This window comes from Cupriavidus sp. 05N38 (assembly GCF_056397345.1).
Genome location: NZ_JBFTNF010000107.1, coordinates 1 through 15,868, shown reverse-complemented (window position 1 = coordinate 15,868; position 15,868 = coordinate 1). Strand labels below are relative to the sequence as shown.

At 69.2% G+C, this 15,868-nt stretch carries 13 protein-coding genes and 2 pseudogenes; 14 read left to right on the top strand and 1 reads right to left on the bottom strand.

Going from position 1 to position 15,868, the window contains the following annotated elements:
* The first annotated feature begins 10 nt into the window (after positions 1-10).
* The 9 genes and pseudogenes from AC1DK4_RS38600 (at position 11) to AC1DK4_RS38560 (ending at position 9,683) form a co-directional block, all read left to right on the top strand.
* Positions 11-547, top strand: coding sequence for a cupin domain-containing protein (locus tag AC1DK4_RS38600; protein ID WP_477132182.1), 537 nt, complete (start codon positions 11-13; stop codon positions 545-547).
* 70 nt (positions 548-617) lie between these two features.
* A pseudogene (locus AC1DK4_RS38595) lies at positions 618-1,235 on the top strand (IclR family transcriptional regulator); the annotation flags it as partial.
* A pseudogene (locus AC1DK4_RS38590) lies at positions 1,195-1,917 on the top strand (SDR family oxidoreductase); the annotation flags it as partial. The pseudogenes AC1DK4_RS38595 and AC1DK4_RS38590, both read left to right, overlap by 41 nt.
* On the top strand, positions 1,910-3,670 hold the full coding sequence (locus AC1DK4_RS38585; protein WP_441618217.1) for a thiamine pyrophosphate-binding protein: 1,761 nt from the start codon (positions 1,910-1,912) through the stop codon (positions 3,668-3,670). The pseudogene AC1DK4_RS38590 and the gene AC1DK4_RS38585, both read left to right, overlap by 8 nt.
* A 12-nt stretch (positions 3,671-3,682) precedes the next feature.
* On the top strand, positions 3,683-4,489 hold the full coding sequence (locus AC1DK4_RS38580; protein WP_441618219.1) for an aspartate dehydrogenase: 807 nt from the start codon (positions 3,683-3,685) through the stop codon (positions 4,487-4,489).
* A gap of 37 nt (positions 4,490-4,526) precedes the next feature.
* Positions 4,527-6,002 carry an aldehyde dehydrogenase gene (locus AC1DK4_RS38575; RefSeq protein WP_441618221.1) on the top strand — a complete coding sequence of 492 codons (1,476 nt, stop codon included), beginning with the start codon at positions 4,527-4,529 and terminating at the stop codon, positions 6,000-6,002.
* 58 nt (positions 6,003-6,060) lie between these two features.
* Entirely contained in the window at positions 6,061-7,050 is a 990-nt protein-coding gene (locus AC1DK4_RS38570; RefSeq protein WP_441618223.1) for a VOC family protein, read from the top strand.
* A gap of 133 nt (positions 7,051-7,183) precedes the next feature.
* A complete protein-coding gene (locus tag AC1DK4_RS38565; protein WP_441618225.1) occupies positions 7,184-8,140 on the top strand; it encodes a PDR/VanB family oxidoreductase in 957 nt (318 codons plus the stop codon).
* A 232-nt stretch (positions 8,141-8,372) separates the two neighbouring features.
* Positions 8,373-9,683, top strand: coding sequence for an MFS transporter (locus tag AC1DK4_RS38560; protein WP_477132185.1), 1,311 nt, complete (start codon positions 8,373-8,375; stop codon positions 9,681-9,683).
* Positions 9,684-9,737: 54 nt separating this feature from the next.
* On the opposite strand, the gene AC1DK4_RS38555 is transcribed toward AC1DK4_RS38560, so the two are convergent.
* A complete protein-coding gene (locus tag AC1DK4_RS38555) occupies positions 9,738-10,307 on the bottom strand; it encodes a MarR family winged helix-turn-helix transcriptional regulator (protein ID WP_441618387.1) in 570 nt (189 codons plus the stop codon).
* 309 nt (positions 10,308-10,616) lie between these two features.
* Between AC1DK4_RS38555 and AC1DK4_RS38550 the strand changes: the two genes are divergently transcribed.
* From AC1DK4_RS38550 to AC1DK4_RS38530, 5 genes are all read left to right on the top strand, one after another.
* Positions 10,617-11,606, top strand: a complete 990-nt coding sequence (locus AC1DK4_RS38550; RefSeq protein WP_441618227.1) for a Bug family tripartite tricarboxylate transporter substrate binding protein — start codon at positions 10,617-10,619, stop codon at positions 11,604-11,606.
* A gap of 84 nt (positions 11,607-11,690) precedes the next feature.
* On the top strand, positions 11,691-13,997 hold the full coding sequence (locus AC1DK4_RS38545; RefSeq protein ID WP_441618229.1) for a xanthine dehydrogenase family protein molybdopterin-binding subunit: 2,307 nt from the start codon (positions 11,691-11,693) through the stop codon (positions 13,995-13,997).
* Complete coding sequence (locus tag AC1DK4_RS38540) at positions 13,990-14,856, top strand: FAD binding domain-containing protein (RefSeq protein WP_441618231.1); 867 nt, start codon at positions 13,990-13,992, stop codon at positions 14,854-14,856. The genes AC1DK4_RS38545 and AC1DK4_RS38540 overlap by 8 nt, the downstream gene beginning before the upstream one ends.
* A gap of 9 nt (positions 14,857-14,865) precedes the next feature.
* A complete protein-coding gene (locus tag AC1DK4_RS38535; protein WP_441618233.1) occupies positions 14,866-15,342 on the top strand; it encodes a (2Fe-2S)-binding protein in 477 nt (158 codons plus the stop codon).
* On the top strand, positions 15,332-15,868 hold a 537-nt coding region (locus AC1DK4_RS38530; protein WP_477132181.1), incomplete at its 3' end, for a CoxG family protein. The genes AC1DK4_RS38535 and AC1DK4_RS38530, both read left to right, overlap by 11 nt.

Below are 15,868 nucleotides of genomic sequence, written 5' to 3'. Positions count from 1 at the left end.
AGGAAACCAAATGAGCGATCTTTCCCAACAAGAAAACATCAAGCGTTCCTGGGAGCAGCCGCAAGGCGCTTCCTTCGACCAGTGGATGGAGGGCCGCGTGGCACGCTTCTCCACGCGCCGCTACGACTGGGACGCGCTGAAGTTCCAGGCCGACCACGACCCCAAGTACCGCCGTGCGCAGATGCGCTATCTCGGCACCGGCGGCACCGGCGTGGCGGCCGACACCAATACCGTGCCGTCCGAGAATTTCACCTTCTCGACCATGATCATTCCGGCCGGCCACGAGGGCCCGTCGCACCTGCACACCGATGTGGAAGAGGTCTTCTTCATCCTGCGCGGCAAGATCAAGCTGGTCCTCGAGAAGGACGGCCAGCGCTTCGAAACCATCCTGACCGACCGCGACCTGGTGTCGGTGCCGCCGGGCGTGTACCGCGAGGAGATCAACATCGGCGAGGAAGACGCGCTGATGTGCGTGATGCTCGGCGCCAAGAAGCCCATCACGCCGACCTCTCCGCCCGAGCATCCGCTCGCCCAGATCAAGCGCTGAGCGTGAAAGCGCCGGCGCCGCGGGCAAACCAGCCATGCACGCGCCGGCATCACGCAGACACGAGCCACTCATGAACCAAGAACGCCTGCCGGAAGACATCCAGGACAAGTACATCGTGCCCGGACTGGAACGCGGCCTGCGCCTGCTGGCCGAGTTCAGCCGCCGCGACCGCACGCTGACCGCGGCCGACCTGGCGCGCCGTCTCAAGGTGCCGCGCTCGACCGTGTTCCGCCTGCTCGCCACGCTGGAGATGATGGGCTTCGTGGAGCGCACCGAAGGCGGGCGCGAGTTCCGCCTCGGCATGGCCGTGCTGCGCCTGGGCTTCGAGTACCTGGCCTCGCTGGAGCTGACCGAACTGGGCCGCCCCGTGCTCGACCGCCTGCGCGACGATATCCGCTATCCGTGCAATCTGGTGGTGCGCGACGGTCGCTCCATCGTCTACGTGGCCAAGTCGGTGGCGCCCACGCCGTTTTCCAGCTCGGTCACGGTCGGCACGCGGCTGCCGGCGCATGCGACCGTGCTCGGGCGCGTGCTGCTCGAAGACCTCACGCTGGCGGAGCTGCGCGCGCTGTACCCGGAGCCCCGGCTCGAATCGTTTTCGCCCAGCACGCCTGGCACCGTGGAAGCGCTGTTCGAGATGGTGCAGCGCGACCGCGAGCGCGGCGTGGTGCTGCAGGAAGCGTTCTTCTGAAGCGCGCCTGCGCGAAGCCGAAGGCAGGCTGCGCGCGCGCTTCCCGCAGGCGCGCCTGTTCGCCGCGGCCTGCGACGTGCTGCAGCCGGAGCAGGTCAAGGCCTTCGCCGCTGCCAGCGAGGCCGCGCTCGGTGCGGCCGATATGCTGGTCAACAACGCAGGGCAGGGCCGCGTCTCCACCTTCGCCAACACCGAAGACGCCGCCTGGCTCGAAGAACTGCAGCTCAAGTTCTTCTCGGTGATCCATGCCACGCGCGCCTTCCTGCCGCAGCTCGAACGCTCCGACAGCGCCGCCGTCGTGTGCGTGAACTCGCTGCTGGCGGTACAGCCCGAGCCGCACATGGTCGCCACTTCGGCGGCACGTGCGGGCGTGCACAACCTGGTGCGCTCGCTGGCCACCGAATTCGCGCCCAGGCGCATCCGCGTCAACGGCATCCTGCTCGGCCTGGTCGAGTCGGGCCAGTGGCGCCGCCGTTTCGAGGCGCGTCCTGAAGAGGACCGCCACCTGGACTGGGCCGCGTGGACCGCGCGCCTGGCGCAGCAAAAGCATATCCAGCTCGGCCGTCTTGGCCTGCCGCAGGAAGCCGCGCGCGCGATCCTGTTCCTTGCCTCGCCGTTGTCTTCGTACACCACGGGCAGCCACATCGATATTTCCGGAGGACTTTCCCGTCATGCGTAACGAACAACATCAGCAACAGCAGCAACTGCAGCAACCGCAGCAGGACCAACAACAAGTCACGGTCGGCCATGCCATCGCCGCCTTCCTCGAGCAGTGCGGCGTCAAGGCTGCGTTCGGCGTGATCTCGATCCACAACATGCCCATCCTCGACGCCATGGGCGAGCGTGGCAAGATCCGCTTCGTGCCGGCGCGCGGCGAAGCGGGCGGCACCAATATGGCCGATGCCTGTGCCCGCACCACCGGCGGCCTCGGCGTCTGCCTGACCAGCACCGGCACGGCCGCCGGCAATGCCGCCGGCGCCATGGTCGAAGCGCTGACCGCCGGCACGCCGCTGCTGCACCTCACCGGCCAGATCGAGACGCCGTACCTGGACCAGAGCCTGGCCTACATCCACGAGGCACCGGACCAGCTCACCATGCTCAAGGCCATCTCCAAGGCCGCCTTCCGCATCCGTAGCGCGGACACCGCGCTGAGCACCATCAAGCTGGCCGTGCAGACCGCGCTGACCGCGCCCACCGGCCCCGTCAGCGTCGAGATTCCCATCGACATCCAGGCCGCGCTGATCCCCATGCCGGCCGACCTGCGCCCGCTGGCCGTGCCGGCCCACGTGCCGTCTGCGCAGGCGCTGGACGAACTGGCCGAGCGCCTGGCCAGGGCCCGCCGCCCGCTGCTGTGGCTCGGCGGCGGCGCGCGCCACGCCGGCGCGCAGGTCAAGCGCCTGCTGGCGCTGGGCTTCGGCGTGGTGACCAGCACGCAAGGCCGCGGCATCGTGGCAGAAGACGATCCCCGCTCGCTGGGCGCCTTCAACCTGCACAAGCCGGTGGAGCAGTTCTACCAGAGCTGCGACGCCATGCTGGTGGTGGGCTCGCGCCTGCGCGGCAATGAAACGCTGAAGTACGAACTCAAGCTGCCGCGTCCGCTGTTCCGCGTGGATGCGGACGCCTCGGCCGAAGGCCGCTGCTACCAGACCGACAACTTCGTCTGCGGCGACGCCGCGCTGGCCCTCGAAGGCCTGGCCGACCGGCTCGAAGGCAAGCTCAAGGTGGACCCCGCCTTCGCCGCCGACCTGCGCCGCGCGCACGACACCGCCATGGGCGGCCTGATCGACGGCCTGGGCCCGTACGCGGCGCTGGTCGAAGCGCTGCAGGGCGCGGTGGGCAAGAACTTCAACTGGGTGCGCGACGTCACCGTGTCCAACAGCACCTGGGGCAATCGCCAGCTGCGCATCTTCGATCCGCGCGCCGGCGTGCATGCGCTGGGCGGCGGCATCGGCCAGGGCCTGGCGATGGGCATCGGCGCGGCGGTCGGCGCGGCGGTCACGGCCTCGGGCAAGAAAACCTTCTGCCTGGCCGGCGACGGTGGCTTCATCCTCAACCTGGGCGAGCTGGCCACCGCGGTGCAGGAGCGCGCCGACGTGGTCTTCGTCCTGATGAACGACAAGGGCTATGGCGTCATCAAGAACATCCAGGACGCGCAATACGGCGGCCGCCGCCACTATGTGGACCTGCACACGCCCGACTACGCGCAGTTGTCGCAGGCGCTTGCGCTGCGCCACCGCCGCGTGAGCAACCTGGCCGAGGTCGGCCGTGCGCTGGAAGACGCGACCATCGAACCCGGTCCGTTCCTGCTGGAGATCGACATGCTCTCCATCGGCAGCTTCAAGACCGCGTTCGCCGGCCCGCCGGTCAACAAGGAAGCCGACGCGGACGCAGACAAGGCGCGCGCCGCCGAGCGCGGCACCGTGACGGCCTGAGGGAGACGCAACATGCTGCATGTGTCGATGGTGGGATGCGGAGCGATCGGGCGCGGTGTGCTTGAATTGCTCAAGAGCGATCCGGACGTGGTGTTCGACGTGGTGGTGGTGCCCGAGGCCCAGATGGACCAGGCCCGCGACGCAGTCTCCGCGCTGGCGCCACGCGCCCGCGTGGCGACCTGCCTGAGCCAGGCCGACGGACGCCCCGACCTGCTGGTCGAGTGTGCCGGCCACCACGCGCTGGAGGAGCACATCGTGCCGGCGCTGGAGCGCGGCATCGCCTGCCTGGTGGTCTCGGTGGGCGCGCTGTCGGAGCCGGGCCTGGCCGAACGGCTGGAAGCGGCGGCGCGGCGCGGCGGCACCCAGGTGCAGCTGCTCTCCGGCGCGATCGGCGCCATCGATGCACTGGCGGCGGCCCGCGTGGGCGGGCTCGATGCGGTGATCTACACCGGGCGCAAGCCGCCCGGCGCGTGGAAGGACACGCCGGCCGAGGCGCTCGTCGATCTCGACGCGCTGACCGAGGCCACGGTGATCTTCGAAGGCACCGCGCGCGAGGCCGCGCGGCTCTACCCCAAGAACGCCAACGTGGCCGCCACGCTGTCGATGGCCGGGCTCGGACTGGACCATACGCAGGTCAAGCTGCTGGCCGATCCGGGCGTGGACGAAAACGTGCACCACGTGGAGGCGCGTGGCGCCTTCGGCGGCTTCGAGCTGACCATGCGCGGCAAGCCGCTGGCGGCCAACCCCAAGACCTCGGCGCTGACGGTGTTCAGCGTGGTGCGCGCGCTGGGCAACCGCGCGCACGCCATGTCGATTTAAGCAGGCAGACAGGCCAGACCAGGCCAGCAAGGCAATCATGATGAAGCAAGCAATTCTCCCCATCTGCATCGCAGGCCAGTGGCGCCTGGGCGGCGGCGAACGCTACGCCACGCGCTATCCCGCCACCGGCGAGGTCGTCGCCGAACTGAACGCGGCCAGCCTGGACGACGTGGAGGAAGCCGTGCAGGGCGCGCACCGCGCCTTCCTCACCAGCGGCTGGGCGCAGCGCAAGCCCCACGAACGCGCCGCCGTGCTGCATCGCGTGGCCGACCTGATCCGCGCGCGCGCCGAGCCGCTCGCGCAGCGCCAGCGCCTGGACAACGGCAAGCCCATCAGCGAGACGCGCGCGCTGGTGGCCAGCGCCGCCGGCACCTTCCAGTTCTTCGCCGCCGCGTGCGAGACGCTGGAGGAAACACTCACGCCGGCGCGCGGCGATTTCCTCGCCATGAGCGTGCACGAAGCCATGGGCGTGGTGGCGGCGATCACGCCGTGGAACTCGCCCATCGCCAGCGAGGCGCAGAAGCTGGCGCCGGCGCTGGCCGCCGGCAACGCCGTGGTGATCAAGCCAGCCGAGATCACGCCGCTGATGGCGCTGGAACTCGCCGCCATCTGCGAAGAGGCCGGCGTGCCCAAGGGCCTGGTCAGCGTGCTGCCCGGCAAGGGCTCGGTGATCGGCGACGCCATCACCAAGCACCCGCTGGTGCGCCGCGTGTCCTTTACCGGCGGCACGTCGACGGGCCGCCATATCGCCCACATCGCCGCCGACAAGATGATGCCGGTGTCGCTGGAGCTGGGCGGCAAGTCGCCCACCATGGTGTTCGAGGACGCGGACCTGGACCACGCCGTCAACGGCGTGCTGTACGGCATCTTCAGTTCCTCGGGCGAATCCTGCATCGCCGGCTCGCGCCTGTTCGTGGCACGTTCCCTGTATGAGGCTTTCATGGAACGCCTGGCCGAGGGTGCGGCGCGCCTGCGCGTGGGCGATCCGGCCGACGAGCGCACCCAGATGGGGCCGCTGATCAGCGACCGCCATCGCGACTCGATCGAATCGTATGTGGCGCTCGGCGTGTCCGAAGGCGGCCAGTTGCGCACCGGCGGCTTGCGTCCCACGGTGGCGGGCTGCGAGAACGGTTACTTCTATACGCCCACCATCATCGAAGGGCTCGATAACAGCGCCCGCGTCTGCCAGGAAGAAATCTTCGGGCCGGTGCTGGTGGCGATGGCCTTCGACGACGAGGACGACCTGATCGCGCAGGCCAACGACAGCGTGTACGCGCTGGCCGCTGGCGTGTGGACGCGCGACTACAAGCGCGCCTGGCGCTTCGCGCGCGCGGTGCAGGCCGGCAATGTGTGGATCAATACCTACAAGCAGTTCTCGATCTCCACGCCGTTCGGCGGCTGGCGCGACAGTGGCCTGGGCCGCGAGAAGGGGCGCCTGGGCATCCTGCAGTACATGGAGCAGAAGAGCGTCTACTGGGGCATGCACGAGCAGCCGCTGCCGTGGGCCAACTGAGCCGGTGCGCAGGTCACGAACAATGCAGCAAGCAAAGAGAGCAGAGCAGGAGATGGGAATGAACACGATTCTGGGCATCGACGAGATCGTCTACGGTGCCGACGACCTGGACGCCTGCCGGCGCTTCTTCGCCGACTGGGGCCTCACGCTGGTGCGCGAGGACGCGGCCGGGCTGGACTTCGAAACGCTCAACGGCTGCCGCGTGCTGGTGCGCCGCACCGACGATCCTGCGTTGCCGGCGGCAATGGAAGCGGGCCCGACGCTGCGCGAAGTGGTGTGGGGGGTGGATACGCAGGCGGCACTCGACAAGCTTGCCGACGCCATCCGCGCCGAACCCGGCTTTGTCGCCATCGGCGAACACGGCGCGCGCGGTGTGGAGGGCGAGCGCGTGGGCTGCACCGATCCGAACGGCCTGGCCGTGCGCTTCCAGCTCACGCGCAAGCGCGAGATCGAAGTGGAGTGCGCCGCCATGAACACCTGGAACGACAAGCCGCGCCTGAACCAGCGCAGCCCGATCTACGAGCGCGCCACGCCGATCGAAGTGGGCCACGTGGTGTTCTTCGTCAAGGACGTCGCCGCCACCGAGCGCTTCTACACGGAGAAACTGGGCTTCGTGCCGTCGGACCACTATCCGGGCCGCGGCGCCTTCCTGCGCTGCGCGCCCGACGGCGGCCACCACGACCTGTTCCTGCTGCAGCTGCCGCAGGCCAAGAGCGGGCTGAACCACGTGGCCTTCACCGTGCGCGATATCCATGAGGTATTCGGCGGCGGCCTGCATGTGTCGCGCAGCGGCTGGGACACGCAGCTTGGCCCGGGCCGGCATCCGATTTCCTCGGCCTACTTCTGGTACTTCAAGAACCCGGCCGGCGGCCTGATCGAGTACTACGCCGACGAAGACCAGCTCGATGCGCACTGGGAACCGCGCGACTTCGAGCCGGGCCCGACCATGTTCGCCGAGTGGGCGGTCGAGGGCGGCCTGGACGGCAACACGCGCCGGCAGAAGAACGCGGGCGGCCCGCAAGGCAAGTTCCTGACCGAGAAGCGCTGAGCAGCAGCATCGCCCCGGCCACGACAGGGCAAGACCACGAAGACAGGCAAGTCGAAGTCAGCCAGGACGAGACATGCCCCCGCAAGGCAATACGGTGCGGCGCGAGCCGCACCGGGCAATACAAGGAAGTGCCATGAGTACCAGCCAATCCCTGACCCTGCGCGTGCAGGCCATGCGCTTCGAGGCGCGCGGCATCGTCAGCGTGGAGTTGCGCGACCCTGACGGGCGCGAGCTGCCGGCGTTCGCGCCCGGTGCGCATATCGACCTGCACCTGGGCAATGGCCTGGTGCGCAGCTACTCGCTGTGCGGGGCCCCGGAAGTGCGCGACCGCTACGTGGTGGGCGTGCTCAACGACCGCGCCAGTCGCGGCGGCTCGCGCTATGTGCACGAGCAGTTGCGCGTGGGGACCACGCTGGCCGTGGCGGCGCCGCGCAACCACTTCGCCCTCGAAGAGAACGCGCCGCACAGCGTGCTGGTGGCCGGCGGCATCGGCGTGACGCCGATCGTCTGCATGGCGCGGCGCCTGCACCAGCTTGGCCGGCCCTTCACGCTGTACTACTGCGCGCGCTCGCGGGCCGAGGCGGCCTTTGCCGATGAGCTGGCTGCCTATGGCGACGCGGTGCGCATGCACTTCGACGACGAGGCCGGCTGCCCGCCGGACCTGCCTGCGCTGCTGGCCGGACAGGCGGCCTCCACGCATTTCTACTGCTGCGGCCCGGGCGCGATGCTCAATGGGTTCGAGGCTGCCTGCGCCGGCCATGGCTACACCGAAGTGCATATCGAACGCTTTGCCGCGGACCCCTCGGTGGCGGCGGTGCAGGAAGGCGAGTACACCGTGACGCTGGCCGCCACCGGCGGCGAGCTGACGGTGCCTGCGGGCAAGTCGCTGCTGGATGCATTGCTCGAAGCCGGCATCGCCGTCGAGCACAGCTGCAGGGAAGGTGTGTGCGGTTCGTGCGAGACGCGCGTGATCGACGGCATTCCCGAGCATCGCGACAGCGTGCTGAGCAAGGGCGAGCGTGATTCGAACAAGACCATGATGGTGTGCGTGTCCGGCTGCAAGGGCCGGCGCCTGGTCCTGGACTTATAAGATGGCCCGCGCGCCGCGCAACGCGGCGCGCCCGGCGGCGCCTGCGGCGCCAGCGCGAGGCGGCTGCCTGCCTCGGACACTTTTGAAGAGAAACACCGTGTTGATCCAGAGACAAGAGGCTGCGCCGGCCAATGCCGGCGCACAGGGCACCCCATTCCAGGCCACCACCGTCGCCGCTGACGGCGGCGCGCGCACCGCGACCCACGGCGAGATCATCGCGCGCATCGAGCGCATGCCCGGCAACGGCATGCATATCCGCGCGCGGCTGCTGATCGGACTGGCCACGTTTTTCGACGGCTTCGACGTGATCGCGATCGCCGCCACGCTGCCACTGCTGATCTCCGCATGGTCGCTCACGCCGGGCCAGATCGGCTTCCTGATCGCGGCGCCGTCGGTGGGGCAGCTGGTCGGCGCGCTGCTGTTTCCCGCGCTGGCGGAGCGCTTCGGCCGCCTGCGCTCGATCGGCTGGAGTGCGGGCATCATCGGGCTGATGAGCATCGCCTGCGGCTTCGCGCCGTCGTTCGAGATCTTCGCCTTGCTGCGCATCGTGCAGGGCCTTGGCCTGGGTGGCGAGCTGCCGGTGGCCGCCACCTATATCAACGAGGTCACGCGCGCGCACGGCCGCGGGCGCTTCGTGCTGCTCTACGAAGTGGTGTTCCCGATCGGCCTGCTGATCTCCAACGTGGCCGGCGCCTGGCTGGTGCCGCGCTTCGGCTGGACCGTGATGTATTTCATCGGCGGCGCGCCCATCGTCCTGTTCTTCATCCTGCGCCGCGCGATCCCGGAGTCGCCGCGCTGGCTGGCGGAGAAGGGCCGCCTGGCCGAAGCCCACCAGGCGCTGGCCGCCTTCGAGGCCCGGGCCCGCGGGCCGCTGCCGCCGCTGGGCGATGTGGCCGCCTATGACGCGCTGACGCACAAGCACCCGCGCCGCGGCGTGCGCGACCTGCTGGGCAAGGCCTATATCGGCCGCACGCTGGCGGTGTGGATGCTGTGGGCCACCTGCGGCTTTATCCAGTACGGCCTGTCGACATGGCTGCCGACCATCTACAAGACGGTCTATCACGCGCCGCTGCAGCTGGCGCTGAACCTGGCGGCGGGCGCATCGGTGCTTGGCGTGGTCGGCTCGCTGGTATGCGCGATGGTGGTCGACAAGGTTGGCCGCAAGCCGGTGATCAATGTGTCGTTCGTGCTATGCGCGTTGTCGCTGGCGCTGGCGGGTGTGTTCCACGCCGAGTCGGTGTACGTGGTGGCCACGCTATGCGCGCTGTCGCTCGGCTTCCTGGCCAGCGGCTTCATCACCGCCTACGTGTACACGCCGGAGCTGTATCCCACCAGCGTGCGCGCCATGGGCTGCGGCCTGGGCGGCGCGTGGCTGAAGCTGGCCGCGATCTTCGCGCCCACGCTGATCGCCAACACCATCGGCACCGGCGACCTTAGCAGCGCCTTCTACGCGCTGGCGCTGGTCCCGTTCGCGGCGGCGCTGACCATTCACTTCCTCGGCATCGAGACCAAGGGCAAGGTGCTGGAGCAACTGGAGGCCTGAGGCCGGGGGGCGGCCCCGGCTCCGGCGGCCCGGCGGGCGCCCTGTGCGCCCGCGCTATTCGCCTTCGCCGCCGCTGCCGTCGCCGCCTGCCTGGCGCGGCGTCACGCACAGCCCGTGCAGCTTTCTCAGCGCCTGGTACATCGCCCGGCGTTCTCCCGGCTCCAGCAGCCGTATCACCTCCGCCTGGCTCTTCCTGGCCAGCGGCATCACCTGCTCGTGCAATGCCAGCCCCGCCGGCGTGATGCTGCAGATCAGCTTCTTGCGCGGCGTATTGCCCTCCGAATCCAGTTGCACCAGCCCGCGGCCTTCCAGCAGCCGCAACGTGCGGCTGACCAGCGCCTTGTCCGAGGTGGACTGCAGCACGAGCTCGGCAAACGGCAGCGGCCGCGCATGCGCCAGCAGCGCCAGCACGCGCCATTCCGGCACGCTCAATTCGAATTTTTCCGCGTAGGGCAGGGTTACGGTGCGCCGCAGGGCGTTGACCAGCTGGCTCAGCATGGTGGTCAGGAAGTCGTCGACGACCAGGCCGCTGCCGTTCTCGTCCAGCTCGGCCCACGGGCAATCAGTGCGGGCACGCGCGGCGGCGTCCTCCGCGTGGCCGGCTTCGCGCTTGATGGGATCCATGTCGTTCGGGATGTGCCGCATGGCGGCATGTGATGTGGAGGCTGATTGTCTCATGACGCGCTTGCGCCACGTCTTCGCGGTCGATTTCGCGACGAAATAAACATAAGTAAACGCGCGTGTGTCAATTGGGGTTTAGCGTAAGTTGAGTCATCAACAAACGTATTCTACGATGTTGTGTATGTTCCTGATGTAAATCTATGTTTCACCAATAAAACGCAAAAGCGAAGGCGTTCCCATCGTCCGCCGACCCCAACCTGTCTCCCCGCGGCCACTCGACGCGGACCTGGAGCGCCCCCACAGGAGCCATAGATGAAACCTGCCCGACGTCACATCCTTGCCGCGGCCATCGCTGCGCTGCCCTTTGTCGCCCTGGGGGGCGGCCCGCTCGCGCAGGCCGCCTATCCCGTCAAGCCGGTCACGATCGTGGTGGCCTATCCACCAGGCGGTGATACCGATTCCATGGCGCGGATGTATGCCGAGAAGCTGTCGGTGCGACTCAAGCAGCCGGTCATCGTGGAGAACAAGCCGGGCGCGGGCGGCGTGGTGGGCAACGCCATGGTCGCGCGCGCGCCGGCCGACGGCTATACGCTGCTGTTCACGCCCAACCCGTTCACCACCGCGCCGATGGTGCTGAAGCTGCCGCCCGCATCCAGCTACGACGCGCTGCACGGCTTTACCCCGGTCATCCAGACCGGTACGCAGACCGTGCTGCTGGTGGCGTATCCGGGCGCCGGCATCAAGACCGTGCAGGAGATGGTGGCCGCGGCCAGGGCCGGCAAGCCGCTGACCTACGCGAGCCCCGGCGCCGGCTCGCCCATGCATATCGCGGGCGAGTGGGTCAACCACGCCGCCGGGGTGAGGATCCAGCACGTGCCGTACCGCGGCGTGGCGCCGGCGGTCAACGACGTGGTGGCGGGGCACGTCAACTTTGCCTACGTCACGCTGGGCCCGGTGGCGCAATACATCAACACCGGCAAGCTGGTCGCGCTGGCCGTGACCGATCCGAAGCGCTCTGCGCTGCTGCCGAACGTGCCGACGCTTGCCGAGCTCGGCTACAAGGACGTGGTGGTGGGCGCATGGCATGGCGTGATGGCGCCCAGGGGCACGCCGGCGGACATCGTCCGGCAGCTCAACGATCAGCTCAATGAGATCGTGAAGATGCCGGACATCGCCGAGAAGATGGCCACCTTCGGCGCGGTGCCGGTGGGCGGCGCGCCCGGCGTGCTGGAGAAGGTCAACGCCTCCGACTACGAGCGGCTGGGCAAGGTCATCAGGGATTTCGGCATCACCGCCGAGTGATTGCCCCCGGGCGGTGCGCACCGGCGGCAGGCGCGCGCCGGTGCACGCATCGTTTTGTTCGGATTTCAGATCAGGGAGGTCGGCATGAGTACGTCGACAGTGGGAACCTCCACGCCGCAGGTGACAGCGCGGGAAAAGGTGCAGGGCAGGGCCGTGTATGCAGGCGACATCAAGCAGGCCGGCATGCTGCACGCCAAGGTGCTGCGCAGCCCGCATCCGCACGCGCGCATCGTGCGCATCGACACCGCGGCGGCGCGCGCGCTGCCGGGTGTGAAGCTGGTGCTGACCGGCGCGGATACGCCGAAGCGCCTGTGGGGGCCGCACCGCAAGGAGCAGCGCATCCTGGCCGCGGGCGTGGTGCGCTACGTGGGTGAGGAGGTTGTGGCGCTCGCCGCGGTCGACGAGGAAACCGCGCGCGACGCGCTGGACCTGATCCGCGTGGAGTACGAAGAGCTGCCTGCCATCCTCACGCCCGACGCAGCGCTTGCCGAGGGCGCGCCCGAACTGCACCAGGGCACCCGCAATATCGCGCACGAGATGCATATCGAGCGCGGCGATATCGAGGCCGGCTTTGCCAGGGCCGCGGTGGTCCATGAGGCTACCTACGACATGCAGTCGCAATATCCCGGCTACCTGGAGCCGATGGCCACCGTGGCGGCGCAGGATGGCAACGGCCGCCTGACGGTGTGGGCGTCGACGCAGTCGGTGTTCCTGGCGCGCGCGCGGCTGGCCGAGGCGCTCGACCGCCCGGTCTCGACCATCCGCGTGATCCAGGCCGTCACCGGCGGCGGTTTCGGCGCCAAGATCGTGGAGGAGAACAACAGCCTGATCGCGGCGCTGCTGGCGAGCCGGCTGGAGCGGCCGGTGCGCTTCGTCAACAGCCGCCTGGAAGATTTCCTCGGCGCGCGCTCGAGCGTGCCGGCCCGGGTATGGCTGAAGATGGGGCTCGACGCACAGGGGATGATCGTCGCCAAGCACGTGCGCATCACGGCGGAATGCGGCGCCTACGCGGGACTGGCCGGCGACGTGATGCACGTGAGCGCGATGCGCAGCGACAATATGCACCGGGTGGAGAACGTGCGCTCCGATGCGGTGCTGGCCTACACCAATACGCAGCCGCGCGGCGCGTTCCGCGGCTTCGGCGGGCAGCAGATGCTGTTCCCGCTGAACAGTCACCTTGCGGTGCTGGCGGACATGCTCGGCATGGATCCCTTCGAAGTGCACAAGCGCAACGCCATCCGTACCGGCGATACCAGCGTGCACGGCTGGAAGATCGGCAGCAGCGGCCTGGCCGAATGCCTGGAGCAGACCCGCGAGGCGATCCGGTGGGACGCGCGCCGCGCCGCCGCCGCGGCGCAGACCGGCCCGCGCCGGCGCGGGCTCGGCATCGCCGCGGCCATGCATGTCAGCGGCAACCGCACGCTGGGTAACTGGGACGGCTCCACCATCTTGCTCAAGGTCAACGAGGACGGCCGCGTGCTGCTGCTGACCAGCGAGTGCGACATGGGGCAGGGCGCCAACACCATGCTCAGCCAGATCTGCGCGCAGGAGCTGGGCATTCCCCTGGCGCACGTCACCGTGGCCGCGCCGGACACCGACGCCGCGCCGTTCTGCCTCGGTTCGCTGGCGTCGCGCGTGACCATCATCTCCGGCAACGCGGTGCTGCGCGCCGCGCGCGAAGCGCGGCTCAAGCTGCTGACAGTGGCCGCGGAAAAGCTCGGCGTGCCGCGTGACCGGCTGGAGATCGCCGATGGCGTGATCCGCGCGTGCGCGGGCGATGGCGAGAACGCCGGCAAGCAGGCCACGCTGGCCGAGATCGCGCGCCTGCATATCTTCCGCCACGGCGGCGAGGGGCTGATGGTGCGCGCCACCTACGATGCGCCCACGGTGATGCACGACGCCGACTACTACGGCAATATCGCGCCCGCCTATTCCTTCGCGGCGCAGGCCGTCGAGGTGGAGGTGGATACCCAGACCGGGCAGGTCACGGTCATCGACAGCTTTGTCTCCGACGACTGCGGCAAGGCCATCAACCCGCTCGCCGTGCACGGCCAGACGCACGGCGCCACGGTGCAGGCCATCGGCTGGACGCTGTACGAGCACCTGCTGGTCGAAGACGGCCGCATCCTCAACGGCAATTTCGCCGACTACAACATGCCCACCGCCGACGCCGTGCCCGCGCTGCGCACCGAGGTGGTGGAATCCAACGATCCCAACGGCCCGTACGGCGCCAAGGGCGCCAGCGAGACGGCCATCCTGCCGGGTGCCGCGGCCATCGCCAATGCGGTCTGCGACGCCGTGGGCGTGCGCATCCGCTCGCTGCCGATCACGCCGGAGAAGGTGCTGGCCGCGCTGCGCGCGCGCCGGCAAGAGGAGGCACGCCATGCGTGATTTCGAGTTCCTGGAACCCGGCTCGGTGCAGGAAGCCAGCCGCATGCTGGCCGACCTCGGCGACCAGTGCCGGGTGATGGCCGGTGGCACCGCGCTGATGCTGGGCATGCGCCAGCGCATGGTGACGCCGTCGCACGTGGTCTCGCTCGGCCGGCTCGATGCGCTGCGCCAGATCGACTACGACCCGCGCGGCGGGCTGCGCATCGGCGCGCTGGCGCTGCACGCGCAGGTCGCGCGTTCACCGCTGGTGCAGGCGCATTACCCCATGCTCGCCAGCATGGCGGCACGGGTTGCCAACCCGCAGGTGCGCAACCAGGGCACGCTGGGCGGCAACCTCTGCTACGCCGATCCCGCCACCGACCCGCCGGGCTGCCTGATGGCGCTGCAGGCGCAGGTCGTGCTCGCCGGCAGCCGCGGCGAACGCGTGCTGGAGATGGAGGATTTCCTGGTGGACTACTACACCACCGCGCTGGCGCCCGACGAACTGGTGACGGAGATCCGTGTCCCGGCGCCCGCGCCCGATGCGCACGGCCACTATGCACGCTTCCTGCGCACCGCCGCCGAGCACCGGCCGCTGGCCAGCGTGGCGCTGCTGGCGCGCCGCGCCGGCGCCACCTGCGTGGAGGCGCGCCTGACGGTCGGCGCCTCCACGCCGGTCCCGGCGCGCCTGCGGCGCGCCGAGGCCTTCCTCGCCGGCAAGACGGTCACGCCGGAGGTCGCCGCCGAAGCGGCAGACATCGTCGCGGCCGATATCGAGCCGGTATCCGACCTGCGCGGCGATGCGCACTATCGCCGCGAAATGGTTCGCGTGGTGGCGCGGCGCAGTATCGCGACGCTGTTCGGCCTGGCCACGGACTAAGGAGCCTTGATGAAAAAGATCACCATCGAACTGAGCGTCAACGGCGAGCCGCACCGCGTGGAGGCGCCCGCGCGGCGCCTGCTTTCCGACCTGCTGCGCGACGACCTCAACCTGACCGGCACCAAGCGCGGCTGCGAGACCGGCATCTGCGGCGCCTGCACCGTGCTGGTGGACGGCGAAGCGGTGAAGTCCTGCCTGATGCTCGCCGTGCATGCGCGCGGGCGCGAAGTCAGCACCGTCGAGGGCCTGGCCAGCGGCGGCGAACTGCACCCGCTGCAGCAAAGCTTCATGGAATGCGGCGGCCTGCAGTGCGGCTACTGCACCCCCGGATTCCTGATGACCTCCTGCGCCATGCTGGCGCACAACCCCAATCCCACAGAAGAGGAAGTGCGCGCCGGCCTGAACGGCAACCTGTGCCGCTGCACCGGTTACGTCGGCATCGTCGAATCCATTCTGTGCGCCGCGGAGAAGATGCGTGGAAATTGAAAAAACCCTGGTCGTCGGCGCAGCGCCGGCGCGTGTATGGGCGCTGTTGCTCGATCCCAATGTGATGGGCGGCTGTGTGCCCGGCATGCAGTCGATCGATGTGATCAGCGATGTGGAGTACGTCTCGGTCATCCAGGTGAAGATCGCCTTCATCAACGCGCGCTTCCGCCTCAGGACGAATATCGTGGAGATGCGCGCGCCCGGCTACCTGCGCACCGAAGGCACCGGCGAGGACGCCTCCGTGGCCAGCTCGCTGCGGCAGTCCAGCGAAGTGTTCCTGAGCGCGCAGCCGGACGGCGGGACCGAGCTGCGCATCAAGCTCAGCGTGGACGTGCTGGGGCGCCTCGGCACCTTCGGCCTGAGCGTGATGAAGACCAAGGCCGACCGGATGTGGGAGGAGTTCGGCGCCAATCTCTGCGCGCGGCTCGAGGCGGCTGAGGGGGCCGAGGGGGCCGAGGGGACGAGCCCGGCGGCCGCCATGGCCGGCGCCGGACAGCAGGCGGCACGGCAGGCAGCCACGGTCCCC